This is a genomic window from Rhodococcus sp. RD6.2 (genome assembly GCF_001040705.1).
Lineage (GTDB): Bacteria > Actinomycetota > Actinomycetes > Mycobacteriales > Mycobacteriaceae > Rhodococcus_G.
On the sequence record NZ_CVQP01000001.1, the window covers coordinates 931812 to 951712 of the forward strand.

Below are 19901 nucleotides of genomic sequence, written 5' to 3' on the forward strand. Positions count from 1 at the left end.
GGATCCTCTAGTGGTGGAATTCGCCGCAGTTGACGTCGAGGCACTGCCCCGTCACGCCGCTCGCCATCGGGGACGCCAGGAAGATCACCGCATCCGACACCTCGTCGGTGGTGGGCAGGCGCTTGAGGTCGGTGCTCGCCGCGGTGTGCTCGTAGATCTGCTCGACGGTCGTGCCGTACTTGTTCGCCTGGTGCGCGAAGTACTGCTGAAGCGTGTCGCCCCAGATGTAGCCGGGTGCGACCGAGTTGATCCGAATGCCCTTGGGGCCCAATTCCGTCGCGAGCGACTGCGAGACCGAGAGCAGAGCGGACTTGGCCATCTTGTAGCTGCCGTACCGCTCCTGCGAGTGCCGCAGCACCATCGAGTTCACGTTCACCACCGCGCCCTTCGACGCCTCCAGTGCCGGGGTGAACAGCTGGATCATGCGTAGCGCGCCGAACACCGTCAGCTCGACCGCATCCCGCATGTGCTGGAAGTCGGTGCGCTCCAACGGCTTCATCGACGGAACCGAGAAGGCGTTGTTGATGAGCACGTCGGCCCGGCCGTACGCGTCTTCGGTGGCGGCGACGAGGTTCTCCACCGAGGCCTGGTCGGTGATGTCGGTGGCGACGGTCACCGCGCGGCGGCCGAGGTCGGCGACCTCCTTCGCGACCTCGTCCAGGCGCGACTGGGTGCGGGCGGCGAGCACCAGATCGGCGCCCGCCTCGGCGCAGCGCAGCGCCAGCGTACGGCCCAGTGCCGGGCCGACACCGGAGATGACGACGATCTTGTCCTGCAGAAGTGAAGACATGCTTGTCCTTGTCTGGTTTCTGTCGAGTCGTGTTGTCTAGCCGAGCATCCGGTCGGCGATCGCAGCCTGACGGGCTCCGATGCGCGTGGCCCAGTCCTCGTCGGTGATCCGGTTCTGGTCGTGGAAGGGGAGTTTCGCGGCGACCTCGTCGATGCCGACGACCTCGACGGTGGGACCGTCCTCGGGGGTCAGGTCGCGGGAGGTCCGCTGCCAGCGGAACTGCAGGATGCCGCGGGGGTGCCCGACGGTCTCGATCCAGTTGGTGATCCCGGGATTGCGCTCGGAGATCACCATGCGGATCATGCCGTCCGGGTCGACCTGGGCCTGGTTGTGATTGAGAGACGTCTGGTGCCCGGTGTAGTCGAGGGAGATGTACCACATGCTGCCGAGCTGGAAACCCTGATACGGCGCATCGGATTTCGGGACGGTGATGATCATCGCCTGATCGTCGCCGAGTTCGTAGTGACCCACCGAGGAGAACTGGGTGGCAAGTCCGCCCGGCGTCGGCCGCGGCGCCGTCATCGTGTTCACCGGCAGCTTGAGGTAGAACCACTCCGGGAACTGCAGCCACGTCTTGACCCGGCTGACGAGGGCCTTGCCCGCGCGCGCGAAGCGCTTCGCCGTCTCCTCGGGCGTCAGCGCGTCGAAGGCGACGCCGATGCGGTCCACCCGTTCGACGCGGATCGATCCGCGTCGCTGGGACCAGTCGCTGTACACCTCGCGGACCACCAGCTGGGACGCCCCGGGGGCGAGGGTGAAGTGGTTCCGTCGGCCACCGCCGTACGGCGACCCGTCCGCCTGTGCCGGGCCGAAGCGCACCTCGAAGTGCCCGTCCGGGTCGATGTCGATGGCGCGGTCGTCGAAGGCGGACTCGCTGCCGGGGACGTTCGAGTCGGTGTAGTTGCCGCTGAGTACCTGGAAGCTCAGATCGCAAGTGCTGCCGCGGACGCCGGTGACGACGTACTCGGCGTCGTCGTTGACGCGGGTGCCGAAGTACAGCGTGTCGGGGTTGTCGAGGCCCATCTTCGTGTACGGCCCGGTGCCCTGGATGAAACTCGGGTGGGTCTTCTCGGTCGCCCATGCCGCGTGTGTGCAGGCCAGGATCCCGCCCGCCAGGTACTGGTAGCCCTCGAGCAGGTCCTGCTCCGAACGGATGTGGGGCGCCGCGGCGACGAGCGCCTCGGCTTCGGCGATCGCGTCCGTCAGTGGCCCCGTCAGTGTGCTGGTGGCCGTGGACGGCGCCGTCGCACCCAGTTGATCTGTCACGCTCCCGCTCCTCGCGTGCTGGTGGTACAAATATGTACCTAAGTGGTAGGAGAATTGTGCTCCGACCATAGAACGTGTTCTAAGGAGTGGTCAATGGCCGCCGAACCGGACAGTGTGACCGGGCGTCGCTCACCCCCGACCGAGCGGGTGATCCAGGTGCTCGACCATCTCGTCGCCCGGCCCGACAGCCGGTTCGGGCTCTCCGAGCTCGCCCGCGACCTCGGGATCAGCAAGCCGACCTGCCTCGGCATCCTCACCGCGCTCGTCGGCGGCGGGTATCTCACCCGTGATCCCGACGCCCGCTACGGGCTCGGCCCGGCGCTGATCGCGGCGGGCCGGGCGGCGCAGCGAGGGTTCGCGGTCGGATCGATCGTCCGCCCGCATCTCGACGCGCTCGCCCGCGAATTCGGTTCGGTGTGCACCGCGTCCGCCGTGGTCGGGGACCAGGTGATGATCCTCGAGGTCGCGCCCCCGCCCGGGGCCGCGGCGGGTCGCGCCGCCGCCAGGGTGGGGCAGGTGTACCCCTTCGCGCCACCGGTGGGGCTGATGTACGTCCTGTGGAGCCACGACGACGAATTTGCGCGCTGGCTGCGACGTGATCCGGCGTTCCCGGTGGTTTTGGACCACGATCTGCTCCGCCGCGTCGTCGACGACTGCCGGGAGTCCGGATATCTCGTCGAGCGGCTCACACCGACCGGTCGCCGGCTGTTCTCGCTGATGGCGGGGGTCGCCGATCGCACGCTCCCCGCCGAACTGCGTGAACTGGTGGGGGAGATGGTCTCGAGTCTCGGTGAACGGGTCTATCTCGGGCGTGAGACCGCGGCGGACTCGGACTATCCGGTCAGCCTCATCGCTGCTCCGACCTACGACGCGGACGGAGGGCAGTCGATGGTGCTCACCCTCGACGTCGGCGGGTCGATCAGCGGTGCCGAGATCGAACGTAGGGGACTGGCCCTGGTCGGTGTGGCGGACGCAGTGACGGCCGAGCTCGGTGGGCGGGCGCCGAATCGGGCCGCTGATCGGCATTGACCGGTACTGGAACGCGTTCTACAGTCGGCTTCACAATTCCACTTTGGTACCGATGCGGTACAAAAATGTACCGACCGTAGCCTCGGAGGCCCGATGACGACACAGTCCCCGCCTGCCAGTTCGCCGCCCAGCTACCAGCTGACCCACCTCGAGGCGCTGGAAGCCGAAGCGGTGCACATCTTCCGCGAGGTCGCCGCGACCTTCGAACGACCCGTCCTGCTCTTCTCCGGCGGCAAGGACTCCGTCGTGATGCTCCACGTCGCCGTCAAGGCCTTCTGGCCCGCGCCCCTGCCGTTCGCCGTCATGCACGTCGACACCGGACACAACTTCGACGAGGTGATCGAGTTCCGCGACCGCGTCGTCGCCGAGCGCGGACTGCGTCTGGTCGTGGCCAGCGTGCAGGACGACATCGACGCGGGCCGCGTCGTCGAGGAGACGGGGCCGCGCGCGAGCCGCAACCGGTTGCAGACCCACGCCCTGCTGCGCGGCATCCGCGACGGCGGCTTCGACGCGGTGTTCGGTGGCGCCCGCCGGGACGAGGAGAAGGCCAGGGCCAAGGAACGCGTGTTCAGCTTCCGGGACGAGTTCGGGCAGTGGGACCCGCGCGCCCAGCGTCCCGAACTGTGGCAGTTGTACAACGGCAGGCACCGCAAGGGCGAGCACATCCGGGTGTTCCCGCTGTCCAACTGGACCGAACTCGACATCTGGCAGTACATCGCCGCCGAGCGGATCGAGCTGCCGTCGATCTACTACGCGCACCGCAGACCCGTCGTGCCGAGGGACGGGATGCTGCTGGCGCACACCAGGTTCCTGACACTTCTCCCCGGGGAGGAGTCGTACGAGGAGCTCGTCCGCTTCCGGACCGTCGGCGACGCCACCTGCACCGGCTGCGTCGAATCCACCGCCACCACACCGGACGACGTCGTCCTCGAGGTCGCGGCGAGCCGCATCACCGAACGGGGCGCCACCCGCGCCGACGACCGCATCTCCGAGGCAGGCATGGAAGACCGCAAGAAGGAGGGGTACTTCTGATGACGCACGAACAGCAGCTACTTCGGGTTGCCACCGCGGGCAGTGTCGACGACGGCAAGTCGACGCTCATCGGCCGCCTCCTCTACGACTCGAAGTCGATCTTCGAAGACCAGCTCGAAGCGGTCGAACGCAGCAGTCGCGAACGCGGCGACGAGCACGCGAACTTGGCATTGCTCACCGACGGACTCCGCGCCGAGCGTGAGCAGGGCATCACCATCGACGTCGCGCACCGCTACTTCGCCACGCCGAGGCGCAAGTTCGTCATCGCCGACACCCCCGGTCACGAGCAGTACACCCGCAACATGGTCACCGGTGCGTCCACGGCCGACCTCGCGCTCATCCTCGTCGATGCCCGCAACGGCATCCTCGAACAGACTCGGCGGCACGCGTTCCTCTCCACCCTCCTCGGGATTCCCCACCTCGTCGTGTGCGTCAACAAGATGGATCTCGTCGACTGGTCGCAGGAGCGTTTCGAGACGATCTGCGAAGAATTCCGTCAGTTCGCAGCCAAACTCGACGTGCACGATCTGACCTTCGTCCCCGTCTCCGCCCTCAAGGGCGACAACATCGTCACGCGCACCGAGAGCATGCCGTGGTACGAGGGCTCCTCGCTGCTGCATCTGCTCGAGGAGGTGCACGTCGCGTCCGACCGCAACCTCATCGATGCCCGCTTCCCGGTGCAGTACGTGATCCGGCCGCAGCGGCAGACCGATGCCGACCTGCACGACTTCCGCGGGTACGCGGGCACCATCGCCAGCGGAGTGTTCAAGCCCGGTGACGAGGTGGTCGTGCTGCCGTCCGGCCACACCTCGCGGATTGCGGAGATCCACGCACCGGGTGGTGCGCCACTCGCGGAGGCGTTCGCACCCGCGGCCGTCTGTGTCCGGCTGACCGACGACATCGACATCGCGCGCGGAGACACCCTGTGTCGTCCCAACAATCGTCCGCAGGTCGGTCAGGAACTCGACGCCATGGTCTGCTGGCTGACCGAGCAGTCCGAGCTCTCGCCGGACGCCAACTACACGCTGCTGCACACGACACGCTCCACCAAGGCCAGGGTGCAGCGCCTGGACTACCGCCTCGACGTCAACACGCTGCACCGCGACGAGTCGGCGCAGTCGTTGCGGCTCAACGAAATCGGACGAGTTCAGCTGCGCACCCAGCAGCCGCTGCTCTTCGACCCCTACCGGCGCAACCGGGTGACCGGCAGCTTCATCCTCGTCGACGACGCCACCGGCAACACGGTGGCCGCGGGCATGATCACCGGACCGACACTGCGTGAGTCCGCGGTGGTCTGGCACAGCGCCACCATCGATCGCAGCGACCGCGCCACCGCGGGCGCCACCGTTTGGCTGACCGGGCTGTCGGCGTCGGGCAAGTCGTCCGTCGCCGCGGAACTGGAGCGCCGACTCGTCGCCGCCGGAATCCCCGCGTACCGCCTCGACGGCGACAACCTGCGTCACGGACTCAACGCCGATCTGGGATTCGGGGCCGACGACCGCGCCGAGAACGTGCGCCGGGTGGGCGCCGTGTCACAACTGTTCGCCGACGCGGGCATGGTCGCGGTCGCCTCACTCATCAGCCCGTACCGCGAGGACCGCGACCGGGTGCGCGCGGCGCACGAGGCCGCCGGCCTGCGATTCGTCGAGGTGTTCGTCGACACCCCGCTCGAGCAGTGCGAAGCCCGGGACCCGAAGGGCATGTACGCCCGCGCGCGGGCGGGGGAGATCACCGGATTCACGGGAATCGACGATCCCTACGAACGTCCCGAGCGCGCCGAACTCGTCCTGACGCCTGACGACGGCGATCCCGTCGCACAGGCCGCCGCGATCATGGAGTATCTGACTCGATGAGCACCGAATACGAACTCGACGACGCCCAGCTCGCGGCCGATCTCGCGGCCCGAGCGGGCGACCTGCTGCTCGAGCTGCGCGCGCGCGAACTCGCCGAGACCCCATTGTCGAAAGAGGCCGCCCGGGACCTGAGCCGCCGCGGCGACACCGACGCCAACGGCCTGCTGCTGCGGATGCTCGCCGAGCACCGGCCGGGCGATGCCGTGCTGTCCGAGGAGTCCGCCGACGACACCGCCCGCCTGGCAGCGCCGCGGGTCTGGATCATCGACCCCCTCGACGGCTCCCGCGAGTTCGGGCTGCCCGGACGCGTCGACTGGGCCGTTCACGTCGCGCTGTGGGAACGGGACCGGGGCATCACCGCCGCCGCGGTCGCGCAACCCGCCCTGGGCCGGGTGTACCGCAGTGACACGTGCAGCGCGGCGGTCGGCGAGCGCACGCGGCCGCGGATCCTGGTCAGCGACAGTCGCCCACCCGAGTTCGCCGCACCGCTCGCCGAGCGGATCGCCGGAGAACTCGAGCCGATGGGGTCGGCAGGTGCGAAGGCGATGGCGGTGCTGCGCGGCGAGGCCGACGCCTACGTGCACGCAGGGGGACAGTGGGAGTGGGACTCCGCCGCACCGGTCGGTGTCGCGCTCGCCGCGGGCCTGCACTGCTCGCGGATCGACGGAACGCCGCTGCTCTACAACGAACCGCACCCGTACCTGCCGGATCTGCTGATCTGCCGGCCGGACCTGGCCTCGGCGCTGCTGTCCGGGATCGCGGACCTGACCGGTGGCGCCGCCGACAGCCCTCGGGTGGCGATGGCGCGTGAGTACCTCGGGTCGCTGCTCAGCCACGACGCGAGCAAGGTGCGTCTCGCCGCGGACTGCTTCCGTGTCGAGAACGGCCGAAGGACAGGAGAATCCGGATCCGAGATCGTCCGCGAGCTCGAGACCGGTGCGCAGTACCTGCCGCTGACCGCGATCCGCGACCTGAGCTTCAGCGAATTCGGCACCGACGTGGTCGCGCGCTTCCAGCTCGACATGAGCGTCGGGGACGAGACCCACACGGTGTCGCTGACCGAGCACTTCGCCATCCCCGGAGCCGAGATCGCCGCCATCACCGCGATCATCGAACCCGGCGCGCGGTGAGGGTCTACGCGAACACCGACCCGCGCCTCGGGCCGCGTGAGATCGCCGACCTCGCCCGCCGCGTCGAGGGCGCCGGATACGACGGAATGCACGTCAGTGAAACCGTGCACGACCCGTTCCTGCTCGCCATGTCGGCGCTGCAGGCGACGTCCCGCATCGTCGTACGAACCTCGGTCGCGCTGGCGTTCGTCCGCAGCCCGGTCGCGGTCGCCTACACGGCGTGGGACCTGGCCCGGTTGTCCGGCGGACGCTTCGAACTCGGCCTCGGCAGCCAGATCCGGCAGAACGTCGAAGAGCGCTACGCGATGCCGTGGTCGGAGCCCGCATCGCGGATGCGTGAGTACGTGCAGGTGGTCCGGGCCGCTTTCGCGACCTTCCGTACCGGCAGCCTGGTGCCGTTCGTCGGCGAGCACTACCGGTTCACCCGCATGCAGCCGTACTTCAACCCCGACGACGGCGTCGCCCCGCCGCCGGATCCGCGAATCCTGCTCGGCGGCGTCGGCCGCAGGATGTGCCGGGCGGCGGGGGAGGTCGCCGACGGCTACATCGGTCACCCCACCAACTCCGGACGCGCCGTCCTCGTCGCGGACGTCGTGCCCGCACTGGCGGAGGGAGCGGCGAGTGCGGGTCGCCGCCTCGCCGACCTCGAGGTGGTCGCGGGTGTGCAGGTGATCACCGGAGCCACCGACGACGTACTGTCCCGGGCACGGGAACGGCAGCGACGTCAGTTCGCCTTCCTGTACTCCACCCCTGCCTACCGGGTCGCACTCGACCACGCAGGCATCGGCCACCTGCAGGCGAACCTCGCCCGGATGGTTCGCCAGGACGACTGGACCGACCTGCCCGACGTCGTGACCGACGACGTGCTCGCCGCACTGGTACCGACGGCCCGGTACGTGGACCTCGCGGGGGTCGTCGCCGAACGAGTCGGGGGCCTCGTCGACGGCGTCACTCTCGCCCTGCCCGTCGATCCCGCCGACGACCACCTGATGGCCCGGGTCGTCGCCGAACTTCAGAAGACCGCACCACCACATCGACACGAAGGAGACCCGGCATGAACGCCGACAGCATCGTCACCGAGTTCTGCGCCCGCTGGAAGGACGCCGACGCCGCGACCCTCGCCGAGTACTTCACCGAAGACGCGGTGTACCACAACATTCCGATGGCGCCGGTCGTCGGCAAGGACGCGATCAAGGACTTCCTCACCGGGTTCCTCGGCCAGTTCGGCGGCATCGACTTCCGCGTGCACCGGCAGGTGTCTGGTGGCTCGGTCGTCATGAACGAACGCACGGACGTCTTCACCATCAACGGCACCACCATCGAACTGCCCGTGATGGGGGTTTTCGAGGTCACCGACGAGGGCAAGATCGCCGGATGGCGCGACTACTTCGACATGGCACCGCTCAGCGCACTCGGCTGAACGCCGTACAACGAGAGAACCCCGGTCGACGTGGTCGACCGGGGTTCTCTCGTGAAGTGGTGCACTCGAAATGCGAGTGCCCCCGGCAGGATTCGAACCTGCGGCCTTTCGCTCCGGAGGCGAACGCTCTATCCCCTGAGCTACGGGGGCGCACCGAGAAACAACACCCGGTGTGCCTGTTGGGCTGGCTCAGCGTAGCGCATGCCGAGGCGGAATCCACATTCGCACCCGTCGTGTGGACAAAGTCCCAGGTAGCCCGCAGCATGAAGCCGACAGTCGAGATCCCACGACGGTACCGAGGGAAGGCGCGAGCCGATGGTCGACGAGACCGGAGCCGAATACACCGACGACGAACTCGACTTGGACCTGCGATGGTGGGCCGCGGCCAACTACCTCACGGTCGCACAGATCTACCTGCAGGCGAACACCCTGCTGCGTGCCCCACTGGCCGCCGAACACGTCAAACCGCGACTGCTGGGTCACTGGGGGACCAGCCCCGGCTTGTCCGCGATATACACCGTTCTGAATCGCCACATCCGCCGCACCGACGCGGACTGGCTGTACGTCACCGGTCCCGGTCACGGCGGACCCGCCCTCGTCGCCGCGACCTACCTCGAGGGCACCTACTCGGAGACATACCCCCACATCGGCACCGACGCCGCCGGCGTCGAACGGCTCTGCAGGCAGTTCTCGACACCGGGCGGAATACCCAGTCACGTCAGCGTGCAGACTCCCGGGAGCATTCACGAGGGCGGCGAACTGGGCTACGCGCTCGCGCACGCGGCGGGGGCCGCGTTCGATCGTCCCGATCTGCTGGTGGCCTGTGTCATCGGGGACGGCGAGGCCGAGACCGGGCCACTGTCCGCGTCGTGGAAGCTCCCCGCGTTTCTCAACCCACGCCGCGACGGCGCGGTGCTACCCGTCCTGCACCTCAACGGCGCCAAGATCGCCGGACCCACCGTCCTGGGGCGCAGCACCGACGAGGACGTCGCGGCGTACCTGGCGGGGCAGGGATGGGCCCCGATATTCGTCGAGGGCGACGATCCGAGGACGGTGTTCCGTGCCCTCGCAGCAGCAGTCGACAGCGCCTACACCGCGATCACCGGGCTCCAGGAGGTCGCGCGCTCCGGCGGGGAAGGCAGCCACCGGCGGTGGCCGGCGATCGTGCTGCGCACCTCGAAGGGATGGACCGGTCCGCACACCGTCGACGGGGTCCTCGTCGAGGGCACCCACCGCGCTCACCAGGTGCCGCTGTCCGGGGTGCGCGACAACCCGGACCACTTGGCGCTGCTCGAGCAATGGATGAGGTCCTACGAGCCGGAGGCCCTGTTCGACACCGACGGGACGCTGGTGCCGGAGCTGGCCGGTCTCGCGCCAGTGGGGGACAAGCGAATGGGCTCGACGCCGTACGCCAACGGCGGTCGCCTGCGCCGGCCGCTCCGCATCCCTGCCCTCGAACGCTATGCGCTCGACATCACGACCCCCGGGACCACCTTCCACGAAACGACGCGCGTGTTCGGCGAACTGATGCGCGACCTGTACGCCGACGGAACTCGTCCGGACGGTGGCGGCGACTTCCGGCTCTTCTGCCCCGACGAGACCGCCAGCAATCGCCTCGGAGCCGTCTTCGAGGTCACCGACCGCTGCTGGCAACTGCCCGTCACCGACCACGACGACGGGCTGGGCCCCGACGGGCGCGTGATGGAGGTGCTCAGCGAACATCTCTGCGAGGGGTGGCTCGAGGGCTACCTGCTCGCGGGCGGACACGGTGTCTTCGCCAGCTACGAGGCGTTCGCGATGGTGAGCGTGTCGATGCTGATCCAGCACGCCAAGTGGCTCCAGCACGCGCTGACGCTGCCGTGGCGCGAGCCGGTGTCCTCGCTGAACGTGCTCCTCACCAGCACCTGCTGGCGAAACGACCACAACGGCTTCAGTCACCAGGGTCCCGGCATGATCGACTCCGCGATCCCGCTCGCACCCGACGTCGTGCGGATCTGGCTGCCAGCTGACTCCAACACCCTGCTGTCGATCGCCGACCACTGTCTGCGCAGTACCGACCACGTCAACCTGATCGTCGTCGACAAGCAGCCGCACCTGCAGTACCTCACGTTGAGCGAGGCCGCCGAGCACTGCGCCGCCGGAGCGTCGGTGTGGCACTGGGCGGGAACGGAGGCGGATGCCGGCGACCCACCCGACGTCGTCCTGGCCGCGGCCGGGGACGTTCCCACACAAGAAATGCTCGCCGCCGCGGAACTGCTCCGGGTCTGGGTTCCCTATCTGAGGGTGCGGGTGGTCAACGTCGTCGACCTCATGGCGCTGCTCCCACCCGGGGAACACCCACACGGCTTCTCCGATGCGACCTTCGTCGACCTGTTCACCGCCGACACCGACGTCGTCTTCGCGTTCCACGGCTACTCGCGAGCGGTGCACGAACTACTCCACGGGCGCCCCGAGGTCGCGCGTTTCCATGTCCGCGGCTTCAGTGAGCAGGGCACCACGACCACACCGTTCGACATGGTGGTGCTCAACAGGATGAGCCGCTACCACCTGGTGCTCGAAGCGCTCCGCCGAAGCAGGCGGGTCCCCGAGCGTGGGGACGAACTCGAGGCGTACTGCCGGGCTCAGCTGGATCGGCACCGCGCCCACGTCGTCGCGCACCTCGAGGACATGCCCGAGGTGCGCGACTGGACGTGGGGATCCACCGAGTCCCACTGACGACAGCGGACCGGTCAGGGGAAGGGGAGCGGAGCGGCGCCCTTCTCGGCGAGCATCTGGGTCATCCGGGTTGTCTCGCTCGCCTGGGTGTTCACCATGGTCTGCGCCAGGGTGCGCACGGCCGGGACCTCGGCGTTCTGTGCGGCGTACTCCATCATCTGGAGTCCACCCTGGTGGTGCCGCAGCATCAGCTGCAGGAACATCACGTCTGCCGCCTCGCCCCTGGCCTGCCGTAGCGCCGACATCTCCGCGGACGTCGCCATACCGGGCATCTGCGCGCTGCCCGACGTGGCCGCCTCCGTTTCGGTCGTCCCGGTGCCGTGGTCCATGCCACCGTGCTCGTCGCTCATCCACGCCATGTGGTCGGCCGTCGACACCACCGGCTGATTCCACAGCGCGAGCCACCCGGTCATCTGACCGATCTGGTTCTGCTGCGTCGTCAGCAGGTCGTAGGCGAAGTCGCGGACCAGCGGGTCGGACGCGTTCGCGATCGCGATCGCCGACATCTCCACAGCCTGGTCGTGGTGCTCGATCATGTCCTGCGCGAACCCGACGTCGACGGAACCGGCCACCGGGGTGACGGAATCGTCGTGCAGGAACTGGTTGGCCAGGAACCCCAGTCCGAAGCCGACTGCGATCGCCGCCACGAGCCCGAGAATCGCGAGCGCGGTGCGTTGGCTGCGTGGCGCGGAGCCTGCCGTGTCGGTGGAGGTCATGTCCACGTCCTTACTGTCCTCGCTGGATCCGGTCGACACAGTCGAACCATCAGCTCGCCGGTGCCGGCTGCGGTGCCATCGGAAGTCCGGTACCGCCGATCTCCGAGGGATCCGGGGTCAGGCCCGCACCGTCCATCGAGACGGCGTTCGGGCCGGGATCGGACGGATCGAACGCCGGCGGGTTGTCCGGGTCGAATGCCCCCGGAATCGTCGAGCAGGACGCGCCGATCTCCGGGTACACGCCGAAGTTGTTCAGGCGCAATGCGGCGATGAACTGGTTGATGCGCTCGTCGTCGGCGCTGTCGAGCTTGAGCTGGTGTCCCCAGCTCTGCAGCGCGATCGGAGTGTCCTGGCCGGGGTACGGCGACATCAGCATGTACGACTTGCCGTCGACCCGGTCGGCGAGCAGTTCTCGCTGGTCGTCGGACACGGTGTCAGGGTTGTAGGTGATCCACACGGCGCCGTGTTCGAGGGAATGGACGGCGTTCTCGGTGCGGATCGCGTCCGGGTACACGACGCCGGTGCACGTCGCCCACGTCCCGTCGTGCGGACCACCGAAGGGGGGCGTCTGGTCGTATGCGACTCGCTGGTCCGCGGACACGTGCAGAGCGGCCTCGTAGTCGATCTTGACGACGCCGTCGATCCCGGTGGACGGATCGGTGTTCGACGTGCTCGGCGCGAACTTGTCGGCCTCCGCCTTGTCCTGGTACTTCGGCACGAGGTTCACGGCGAGCAGTGCGACGAGCGCGACGACTGCGGCGATGGCGCCGATCGTCAGCCAGGGGATGTTGCGCTGCTTCGGCAGGCCGCCCTTTGCGGATCCGCCGGAGCTCTTCTTGGCTGCCTTGATGGCCTTGGCTGACTTGGCGCCGCTCTTGGCGCCGCGATTTTCCGAACCGCTCGGCATCTGTGAGGCTCTTTCGCTGATGTGGACGTCGGGACTGTCTCGGGGTCGCACCACGCCGGGCGCCTCGTCGGATGACGGATGATGCGGCCGGCGTGACGGGCGTACCCGCGGTCGCACCACTGTACGTTCCGTGCCTGAGCGCAGGGTTTGAATGGCCAGCCCATAGGATGAATACCCGTGACTCCCGCAGACCTTGCCGAACTCCTTCGCGTCACCGCTGCGAAGGTCCTCACCGAGCACGACCTCGACGCCTCCGTGCTACCCGCGACACTGGCCGTCGAGCGGCCCCGCAACCCCGAACACGGGGACTACGCGAGCAACGTGGCAATGCAGGTCGGCAAGAAGGCCGGCACGAACCCCCGCGAGCTGGCGACGTGGATCGCCGATGCGCTGACGGCCGATGCGGGCATCGATTCCGCTGAGGTCGCCGGTCCCGGCTTCCTGAACATCCGGCTCGCCGCCGCAGCCCAGGGTGCCATCGTCGAGAAGGCTATCGCCGCAGGTCAGGCGTACGGAAGCGCGTCGAAGCTCGCCGGAACGCGCATCAACCTCGAGTTCGTCTCCGCGAACCCGACCGGTCCGATCCATCTCGGTGGCACCCGATGGGCCGCCGTCGGCGACGCGCTCGGCCGCATCCTGGCCGCGCAGGGCGCCGACGTCACCCGCGAGTACTACTTCAACGATCACGGCGCCCAGATCGACCGGTTCGCACGGTCGCTGATCGCGGCGGCCAAGAACGAGCCGACGCCCGAGGACGGTTACGCGGGCGCCTACATTGTCGACATCGCCGCCGAGGTGCTGCGGCAGCGGCCCGACGCTCTGGAGCTGGCCGCCGACGAGCAGCAGGAGACGTTCCGCTCGGTTGGCGTCGCGATGATGTTCGACCACATCAAGCGGACCCTGCACGAGTTCGGCACGGACTTCGACGTCTACTTCCACGAGAACTCGCTGTTCGAGTCCGGAGCCGTCGAGAAGGCCGTCGCGACCCTCAAGGGCAGCGGCAACCTCTACGAGGAGGACGGCGCCTGGTGGCTCAAGAGCACCGACTTCGGTGACGACAAGGACCGCGTCGTCATCAAGTCCGACGGCAACGCCGCGTACATCGCAGGCGACATCGCCTACTTCCAGGACAAGCGCTCCCGCGGCTTCGACCTGTGCATCTACATGCTCGGCGCCGACCACCACGGCTACATCGGCCGGCTCAAGGCCGCGGCCGCCGCGTTCGGCGACGACCCGGCGACGGTCGAGGTCCTCATCGGCCAGATGGTCAACCTGGTCCGTGACGGTGTCGCGGTGAAGATGAGCAAGCGCGCAGGCACCGTCATCACGCTCGACGACCTCGTCGAGGCGATCGGCGTGGACGCCGCCCGGTACGCGATGATCCGGTCGTCGGTCGATTCCAGCCTCGACATCGATCTCGAACTGTGGGCGAGCACGACCAGCGAGAACCCGGTGTACTACGTGCAGTACGCGCACGCCCGGCTCGCGTCCCTGGCCCGCAACGCCGCCGATCTCGGTCTGACCACCGAGAACCCGAGGTTCGAGTTGCTGACCCACGATCGCGAAGGCGACCTGATCCGTACGATCGGCGACTTCCCGAAGGTCGTCACCGCCGCCGCGGACCTGCGGGAACCGCATCGCATCGCCCGGTACCTCGAGGAACTCGCGGGCACCTATCACCGCTTCTACACCGACTGCCGTGTCCTGCCGCAGGGTGACGAGCCCGCAGGCGACTTGCACACCGCGCGGTTGGCGCTGTGCGGAGCCACCCGCCAGGTCCTCGCCAACGGCCTCGGCCTGCTCGGCGTGAGCGCACCGGAGCGGATGTGAGCGCGCACCCTGCCGGTCCGCGGCACGCGGACATCCAGCACGCCCCCGGACTGCCCCCACGGCCGACCGACCCCGCGCAGATGACGACCCTCCCGACCGCGGTGTGGCCCCGTGGCGCGGCTCGCGGCGACGACGGCGTCGTCCGGCTCGCGGGCGTTCCCGTCACCGAGCTCGCCGCCGAGTACGGGACTCCGCTCTTCGTGATCGACGAGGACGACTTCCGGTCCCGCTGCCGGGACATGGCACGGGCCTTCGGGTCCGCCGAGCGCGTGCACTATGCGTCGAAGGCCTTCCTGAGCGCCGAAATCGCGCGCTGGGTCGCCGACGAGGGACTGTCGATGGACGTCGCGTCCGGTGGCGAGCTGGCGGTGGCCCTGCACGGCGGCTTCCCCGCCGAGCGGATCACCATGCACGGCAACAACAAGTCCGTTGCCGAACTGCACGCCGCGGTCGCTGCGGGCGTCGGACACATCGTGCTGGACTCGACGCAGGAGATCGACCGCCTCGACGCGGTCGCGGGCGAGCTCGGCGTCGTGCAGGACGTGCTGATCCGGATCACCGTCGGTGTCGAGGCACACACCCACGAGTTCATCGCCACCGCCCACGAGGACCAGAAGTTCGGGTTCTCGCTGTCCGGTGGCGCGGCGCTCGACGCCGTGCGCCGGGTGTTCGAGACCGACAACCTGCGGCTCGTCGGCCTGCACAGCCACATCGGATCGCAGATCTTCGACGTCGACGGCTTCGAACTGGCGGCGCACCGCGTCATCGGGCTGCTGCGTCAGATCGTCGACGGCTTCGGTGTCGAGAAGAGCTCGCAGGTCAACATCATCGACCTCGGTGGAGGACTCGGTATCTCGTACCTCGAGAGTGACGACCCGCCACCGGTGGACGACCTCGCCGCGAAGCTCACGAACATCGTCGCCACCGAGTCCGCCGCAGCCGGACTCCCCGTTCCGACGCTGATGGTCGAGCCGGGTCGCGCGATCGCAGGCCCGGGCACCGTCACCCTCTACGAGGTGGGCACCACGAAGGATGTCCGCTTGGACGGCAACGCAACTCGGCGTTACGTCAGCGTCGACGGCGGAATGAGTGACAATATCCGCACTGCGCTGTACCAAGCCGAGTACGACTGTCGGCTGGTCTCGCGGGACAGTCGAGCGGAGCCCGTTGTCGCACGCGTCGTGGGGAAGCACTGCGAGAGCGGCGACATCGTGATCCGCGATGTCTGGGTGCCTGAGGACGTCGGCGCCGGGGATCTCCTGGCGGTCGCCGCCACCGGCGCATACTGCTATTCGATGTCCAGCCGCTACAACCTGCTCACCCGCCCCGCGGTGGTTGCGGTACGCGACGGGAAGTCCCGCCTCGTGCTGCGCAGGGAAACTGTGGAAGACCTGCTCAGCTTGGAGGTACAGCAAGATGACTGAACCGAACACCGCCGCGATCGGCGTGGCGGTCCTCGGCCTCGGCAACGTCGGCAGCGAGGTCGTGCGGATCATCCGCGAGAACGCTGCCGATCTCGAGTCGCGGATCGGCGCGCCACTCGTGGTGCGAGGTATCGCGGTTCGTCGGATCGACGGGGACCGTGGCGTGCCCGAGGGACTGCTGACCACCGACGCGGACTCGCTCGTCGCCCGGTCCGACGTCGACCTGGTGGTCGAGGTCATCGGTGGTATCGAGGTGCCGCGCAAGCTGATCCTCGCCGCACTGAACTCCGGGAAGTCGGTCGTCACCGCGAACAAGGCGCTCCTGGCGGAGTACACCGGCGAGCTCGCCGAGGCCGCCGAGAAGCAGAACGCCGACCTGTACTTCGAGGCCGCGGTCGCTGGTGCAATCCCGGTGATCCGACCGCTGACGCAGTCACTCGCGGGTGACCGCGTCAACAAGGTCGCGGGAATCGTCAACGGCACCACCAACTTCATCCTGTCCGCGATGGACGAGACGGGTGCGGACTACGCCGACACCCTCGCCGAGGCGGGTCGCCTGGGCTACGCGGAGGCCGACCCGACCGCGGACGTCGAAGGCTTCGACGCCGCGGCGAAGGCCGCCATCCTGGCGTCCATCGCCTTCCACACCCGCGTCACCGCTGCCGACGTGTACCGCGAGGGCATCTCGTCGATCACCTCTGCGGATCTCGAGGCCGCGAAGTCGCTGGGCTGCACCGTGAAGCTGCTGTCGATCTGCGAGCGGATCGTCGCCGCGGACGGCACCGAGCGAGTGTCGGCGCGCGTCTACCCGTCGCTGGTTCCCCTCGACCATCCGCTGGCCTCCGTGAACGGGGCGTTCAACGCCGTCGTTGTCGAGGCCGAGGCCGCGGGCAGGCTCATGTTCTACGGGCAGGGCGCAGGTGGCGCCCCCACCGCATCCGCCGTGATGGGCGACGTGGTGATGGCGGCCCGCAACAAGGTCAACGGCGGACGCGGTCCTCGTGAGTCGAGCTACGCAGACCTGGCGATCGCACCGATCGGGGAGATCCCGACTCGCTACTACGTCAACATGCAGGTCGCAGACCGCGCAGGCGTGCTCTCCGCCGTCGCCGCCGAGTTCGCCAAGCACGACGTCTCGATCTCGACCGTTCGGCAGGAGGGCGCGGGCGACGGAGCGAGGCTGATCGTCGTCACGCACAGTGCGACCGACGCCGCACTGTCGGAAACCGTTGCGTCGCTTGCCCAACTCGATTTCGTCACCGCGGTCACCAGCGTTCTCCGATTGGAAGGTTCCAGTGAATAGCCCCCGTCAGCACACCCCCGTTCACACGCCCTGGCCGGGCCTGATCGAGGCGTACCGTGACCGGCTCGCGATCGGCGAGAACTGGAAGACAGTCACCCTGCTCGAGGGTGGTACCCCGCTCATCCCCGCCGGGCACCTGTCCGAGCTGACGGGCTGCGAGGTGTACCTCAAGGTCGAAGGTCTCAACCCGACCGGCTCGTTCAAGGACCGCGGAATGACGATGGCGGTCACCGACGCCCTCGCTCGCGGCCAGAAGGCCGTTCTGTGCGCCTCCACCGGCAACACGTCGGCCTCGGCGGCCGCATACGCCGCTGTCGCGAAGATGACGTGTGCGGTCCTGGTGCCGCAGGGCAAGATCGCCATGGGCAAGCTCGCCCAGGCCGTCATGCACGGCGCGAAGATCATCCAGGTCGAGGGCAACTTCGACGACTGCCTCGAACTGGCACGCAAGACCACGGCCGAGTTCCCGACCATCGGTCTCGTGAACTCGGTGAACCCGGTGCGCATCGAGGGACAGAAGACGGCGGCGTTCGAGATCGTCGACGCGCTCGGCAAGGCCCCCGACATCCATGCCCTGCCGGTCGGTAACGCGGGCAACATCACCGCGTACTGGAGGGGCTACTCGGAGTACCACGCCGACGGCATCTCCTCGTCGCGGCCGCGGATGCTCGGAGTCCAGGCTGCAGGTGCCGCGCCGCTCGTGCACGGTGCGCCGGTCAAGGATCCGGAGACCATCGCGACCGCCATCCGGATCGGTTCGCCCGCGTCCTGGAACGGGGCCGTCTCCGCCAAGGAGGAGTCGAACGGCGCCTTCCGCGCCGCGACCGACGACGAGATCCTCGAGGCGTACCGCCTGATCGCACGGACCGAAGGTGTCTTCGTCGAGCCCGCGTCCGCAGCGTCCGTCGCCGGCCTCCTCGCCGCCCACAAGGAAGGCTGGCTGGACCGAGGCCAGACCGTCGTCTGTACCGTCACCGGCAACGGGCTCAAGGACCCGGATACGGCGCTGCTGGGAATGCCTGCGGTCCAGCCGATCCCGGTCGACCCGGTCGCCGTGGCTACGGCTCTCGAGTTGGTGTAGTGGCACCTACGCGAATCGACGACACAGCGATGACTCAGACGTTGCCGGTGGGGTTGACCGTGACGACGCGCGTGCCCGCGTCCACGGCCAACCTCGGCCCGGGTTTCGACTCGCTGGGTATGGCGCTCGGTCTGTACGACGAGATTTCCGTGACCACAACCGAGTCGGGACTGTCCGTTCGCGTCGAGGGCGAGGGCGCAGAAGACGTTCCCTGGGGGCCGTCGCACCTGGTCGTGCGTGCGATCGAGCGTGGGCTCGAGGCCGCGGGCGTGTGGGCAGGCGGGCTGGACGTGGTGTGCCGCAACGTCATTCCGCACTCGCGGGGACTGGGCTCGTCGGCGTCCGCCGCAGTCGGTGGCCTCGCCGCCGCGAACGGCCTCGTCGCGCTGCTCGATCCCGACCTCGCGCTGGACGAAGCGCAGATGGTGCAACTGTCGTCCGAGTTCGAGGGTCACCCCGACAACGCCGCGGCGAGTGTCCTCGGCGGCGCTGTCGTCTCGTGGAGCGCCGACCTCGTCGACGACGACTGCCCGCGTCGGTTCGGAGCTGTTCGGCTCGATGTGCATCCGTCCATCGGTGTTGTCGCACTGGTGCCGGAGGATCGCTCGTCGACGTCGCACACGCGTGGGTTGTTGCCCGAGACGGTTCCGCACGGCGATGCGGCCTTCAACGTGAGCCGGGCGGCGCTCGCCGTGGTGGCCCTCACCTCTCGCCCGGATCTGCTGCTCGCTGCGACCGAGGACCGACTGCATCAGCAGCAGCGTGCTGCCGCACTGCCCGTGACGACCCGATGGATCGCGGCGTTGCGGGAACGCGGAATCGCCGCCGTGGTGTCGGGAGCAGGGCCGACGGTGCTCGCGCTGACCACCGCGCCGTTCCCCGCCGACCTGCGCGCGGCGGCCGAGTCGGAGGGCCTGCGAGTCCTCGATCTCGAGATCGCGGACGGCGTTCGCACAGTCTGACCGACCGGGGTGGTGTGATGACGCACACCACCCCGGTTGTTCTTGCCCGTATTCGCGTTCACGGCTATCCTGAGGGCGTTCGCCCATCGTGCGTATCAGTCGCCGGTGCTCTATAGGGCAATCAACTCCCGATGCAGGAGCTTCCTGACCGTGCCTTCGCGGTCGCGAAGCTCGGAATTCACGGATCAGCCCCGAGTTCCGGACTGCGCTTTTTCCGCCCGAATCCGTGTGCTTCGAGGTCGTCGAGGCAATGGTGGAATCGTTCGTGGAGAAGGCGCGGAAGGTGCCTGTGCCGGAGCCGGCGAACAGCCCGACATTTTCCGAAACATGTCCGGCACATCCGAGTTCAGTAACTGAACTGCGGAACGAACCCTCGACTCAGCGCCGCGCGGGCGAGGGAAGGAAAGGACCTCCGTGACCGATACGGACCTGATCGCCACCAA

At 68.4% G+C, this 19901-nt stretch carries 16 protein-coding genes and 1 tRNA gene; 12 read left to right on the plus strand and 5 right to left on the minus strand.

The annotated features are described in order from the left end of the window. Positions 1 to 7: 7 nt before the first annotated feature. Positions 8 to 790: an SDR family oxidoreductase gene (locus RHCRD62_RS04160; protein WP_050063329.1), complete on the minus strand. Its 783-nt coding sequence runs from the start codon at positions 788 to 790 to the stop codon at positions 8 to 10. A 36-nt stretch (positions 791 to 826) separates the two neighbouring features. Then, a complete protein-coding gene (locus RHCRD62_RS04165; protein ID WP_050063491.1) occupies positions 827 to 2008 on the minus strand; it encodes a hypothetical protein in 1182 nt (393 codons plus the stop codon). A gap of 141 nt (positions 2009 to 2149) precedes the next feature. Between RHCRD62_RS04165 and RHCRD62_RS04170 the strand changes: the two genes are divergently transcribed. From RHCRD62_RS04170 to RHCRD62_RS04195, 6 genes are all read left to right on the plus strand, one after another. After that, complete coding sequence (locus RHCRD62_RS04170) at positions 2150 to 3085, plus strand: helix-turn-helix domain-containing protein (RefSeq protein ID WP_050063330.1); 936 nt, start codon at positions 2150 to 2152, stop codon at positions 3083 to 3085. A gap of 93 nt (positions 3086 to 3178) precedes the next feature. Beyond that, positions 3179 to 4117, plus strand: a complete 939-nt coding sequence (gene cysD, locus RHCRD62_RS04175) for a sulfate adenylyltransferase subunit CysD (RefSeq protein WP_050063331.1) — start codon at positions 3179 to 3181, stop codon at positions 4115 to 4117. Next, on the plus strand, positions 4117 to 5970 hold the full coding sequence (gene cysC / locus RHCRD62_RS04180) for an adenylyl-sulfate kinase (RefSeq protein ID WP_050063332.1): 1854 nt from the start codon (positions 4117 to 4119) through the stop codon (positions 5968 to 5970). The genes cysD and cysC overlap by 1 nt, the downstream gene beginning before the upstream one ends. Next, positions 5967 to 7100: a 3'(2'),5'-bisphosphate nucleotidase CysQ gene (locus RHCRD62_RS04185; RefSeq protein ID WP_050063333.1), complete on the plus strand. Its 1134-nt coding sequence runs from the start codon at positions 5967 to 5969 to the stop codon at positions 7098 to 7100. Before cysC ends, RHCRD62_RS04185 begins: the two co-directional genes overlap by 4 nt. Further along, a complete protein-coding gene (locus tag RHCRD62_RS04190) occupies positions 7097 to 8158 on the plus strand; it encodes a TIGR03617 family F420-dependent LLM class oxidoreductase (protein ID WP_050063334.1) in 1062 nt (353 codons plus the stop codon). The genes RHCRD62_RS04185 and RHCRD62_RS04190 overlap by 4 nt, the downstream gene beginning before the upstream one ends. Next, complete coding sequence (locus tag RHCRD62_RS04195; protein ID WP_050063335.1) at positions 8155 to 8520, plus strand: limonene-1,2-epoxide hydrolase family protein; 366 nt, start codon at positions 8155 to 8157, stop codon at positions 8518 to 8520. The genes RHCRD62_RS04190 and RHCRD62_RS04195 overlap by 4 nt, the downstream gene beginning before the upstream one ends. Before the next feature lie 77 nt (positions 8521 to 8597). On the opposite strand, the gene RHCRD62_RS04200 is transcribed toward RHCRD62_RS04195, so the two are convergent. Further along, positions 8598 to 8670 (minus strand) — tRNA-Arg (locus RHCRD62_RS04200). 165 nt (positions 8671 to 8835) lie between these two features. Here RHCRD62_RS04200 and RHCRD62_RS04205 point away from each other — a divergent pair. After that, entirely contained in the window at positions 8836 to 11235 is a 2400-nt protein-coding gene (locus RHCRD62_RS04205; RefSeq protein WP_050063336.1) for a phosphoketolase family protein, read from the plus strand. A gap of 14 nt (positions 11236 to 11249) precedes the next feature. Here the strand turns inward: RHCRD62_RS04205 and RHCRD62_RS04210 are convergent, their stop codons facing one another. Next, on the minus strand, positions 11250 to 11951 hold the full coding sequence (locus tag RHCRD62_RS04210) for a DUF305 domain-containing protein (RefSeq protein WP_050063492.1): 702 nt from the start codon (positions 11949 to 11951) through the stop codon (positions 11250 to 11252). Positions 11952 to 12000: 49 nt separating this feature from the next. Next, positions 12001 to 12858 carry a thioredoxin-like domain-containing protein gene (locus RHCRD62_RS04215; protein WP_050063337.1) on the minus strand — a complete coding sequence of 286 codons (858 nt, stop codon included), beginning with the start codon at positions 12856 to 12858 and terminating at the stop codon, positions 12001 to 12003. Between the two features lie 177 nt (positions 12859 to 13035). On the opposite strand from RHCRD62_RS04215, the gene argS reads away from it, so the two are divergent. From argS to thrB, 5 genes are read left to right on the plus strand one after another with little or no spacing between them, the layout of a single operon-like run. Continuing rightward, complete coding sequence (gene argS, locus RHCRD62_RS04220) at positions 13036 to 14688, plus strand: arginine--tRNA ligase (RefSeq protein WP_050063338.1); 1653 nt, start codon at positions 13036 to 13038, stop codon at positions 14686 to 14688. After that, a complete protein-coding gene (gene lysA / locus RHCRD62_RS04225) occupies positions 14685 to 16112 on the plus strand; it encodes a diaminopimelate decarboxylase (protein ID WP_050063339.1) in 1428 nt (475 codons plus the stop codon). Before argS ends, lysA begins: the two co-directional genes overlap by 4 nt. Then, a complete protein-coding gene (locus tag RHCRD62_RS04230; protein ID WP_050063340.1) occupies positions 16105 to 17415 on the plus strand; it encodes a homoserine dehydrogenase in 1311 nt (436 codons plus the stop codon). Before lysA ends, RHCRD62_RS04230 begins: the two co-directional genes overlap by 8 nt. Next, positions 17408 to 18496, plus strand: coding sequence for a threonine synthase (gene thrC / locus RHCRD62_RS04235; protein WP_050063341.1), 1089 nt, complete (start codon positions 17408 to 17410; stop codon positions 18494 to 18496). Before RHCRD62_RS04230 ends, thrC begins: the two co-directional genes overlap by 8 nt. A gap of 29 nt (positions 18497 to 18525) precedes the next feature. Continuing rightward, positions 18526 to 19458 (plus strand): homoserine kinase, encoded by a 933-nt coding sequence (gene thrB, locus RHCRD62_RS04240; RefSeq protein ID WP_050063493.1) that lies wholly within the window; start codon positions 18526 to 18528, stop codon positions 19456 to 19458. Positions 19459 to 19901 lie beyond the last annotated feature (443 nt).

What these genes read in the sequence shown, in the direction of transcription:
- RHCRD62_RS04160 (WP_050063329.1), bottom strand. Translation starts at nt 790, where the DNA reads ATGTCTTCACTTCTGCAGGACAAGATCGTCGTCATCTCCGGTGTCGGC.
- RHCRD62_RS04170 (WP_050063330.1), top strand. Translation starts at nt 2,150, where the DNA reads ATGGCCGCCGAACCGGACAGTGTGACCGGGCGTCGCTCACCCCCGACC.
- cysD (WP_050063331.1), top strand. Translation starts at nt 3,179, where the DNA reads ATGACGACACAGTCCCCGCCTGCCAGTTCGCCGCCCAGCTACCAGCTG.
- cysC (WP_050063332.1), top strand. Translation starts at nt 4,117, where the DNA reads ATGACGCACGAACAGCAGCTACTTCGGGTTGCCACCGCGGGCAGTGTC.
- RHCRD62_RS04185 (WP_050063333.1), top strand. Translation starts at nt 5,967, where the DNA reads ATGAGCACCGAATACGAACTCGACGACGCCCAGCTCGCGGCCGATCTC.
- RHCRD62_RS04195 (WP_050063335.1), top strand. Translation starts at nt 8,155, where the DNA reads ATGAACGCCGACAGCATCGTCACCGAGTTCTGCGCCCGCTGGAAGGAC.
- RHCRD62_RS04205 (WP_050063336.1), top strand. Translation starts at nt 8,836, where the DNA reads ATGGTCGACGAGACCGGAGCCGAATACACCGACGACGAACTCGACTTG.
- RHCRD62_RS04210 (WP_050063492.1), bottom strand. Translation starts at nt 11,951, where the DNA reads ATGACCTCCACCGACACGGCAGGCTCCGCGCCACGCAGCCAACGCACC.
- RHCRD62_RS04215 (WP_050063337.1), bottom strand. Translation starts at nt 12,858, where the DNA reads ATGCCGAGCGGTTCGGAAAATCGCGGCGCCAAGAGCGGCGCCAAGTCA.
- RHCRD62_RS04230 (WP_050063340.1), top strand. Translation starts at nt 16,105, where the DNA reads ATGACTGAACCGAACACCGCCGCGATCGGCGTGGCGGTCCTCGGCCTC.
- thrB (WP_050063493.1), top strand. Translation starts at nt 18,526, where the DNA reads ATGACTCAGACGTTGCCGGTGGGGTTGACCGTGACGACGCGCGTGCCC.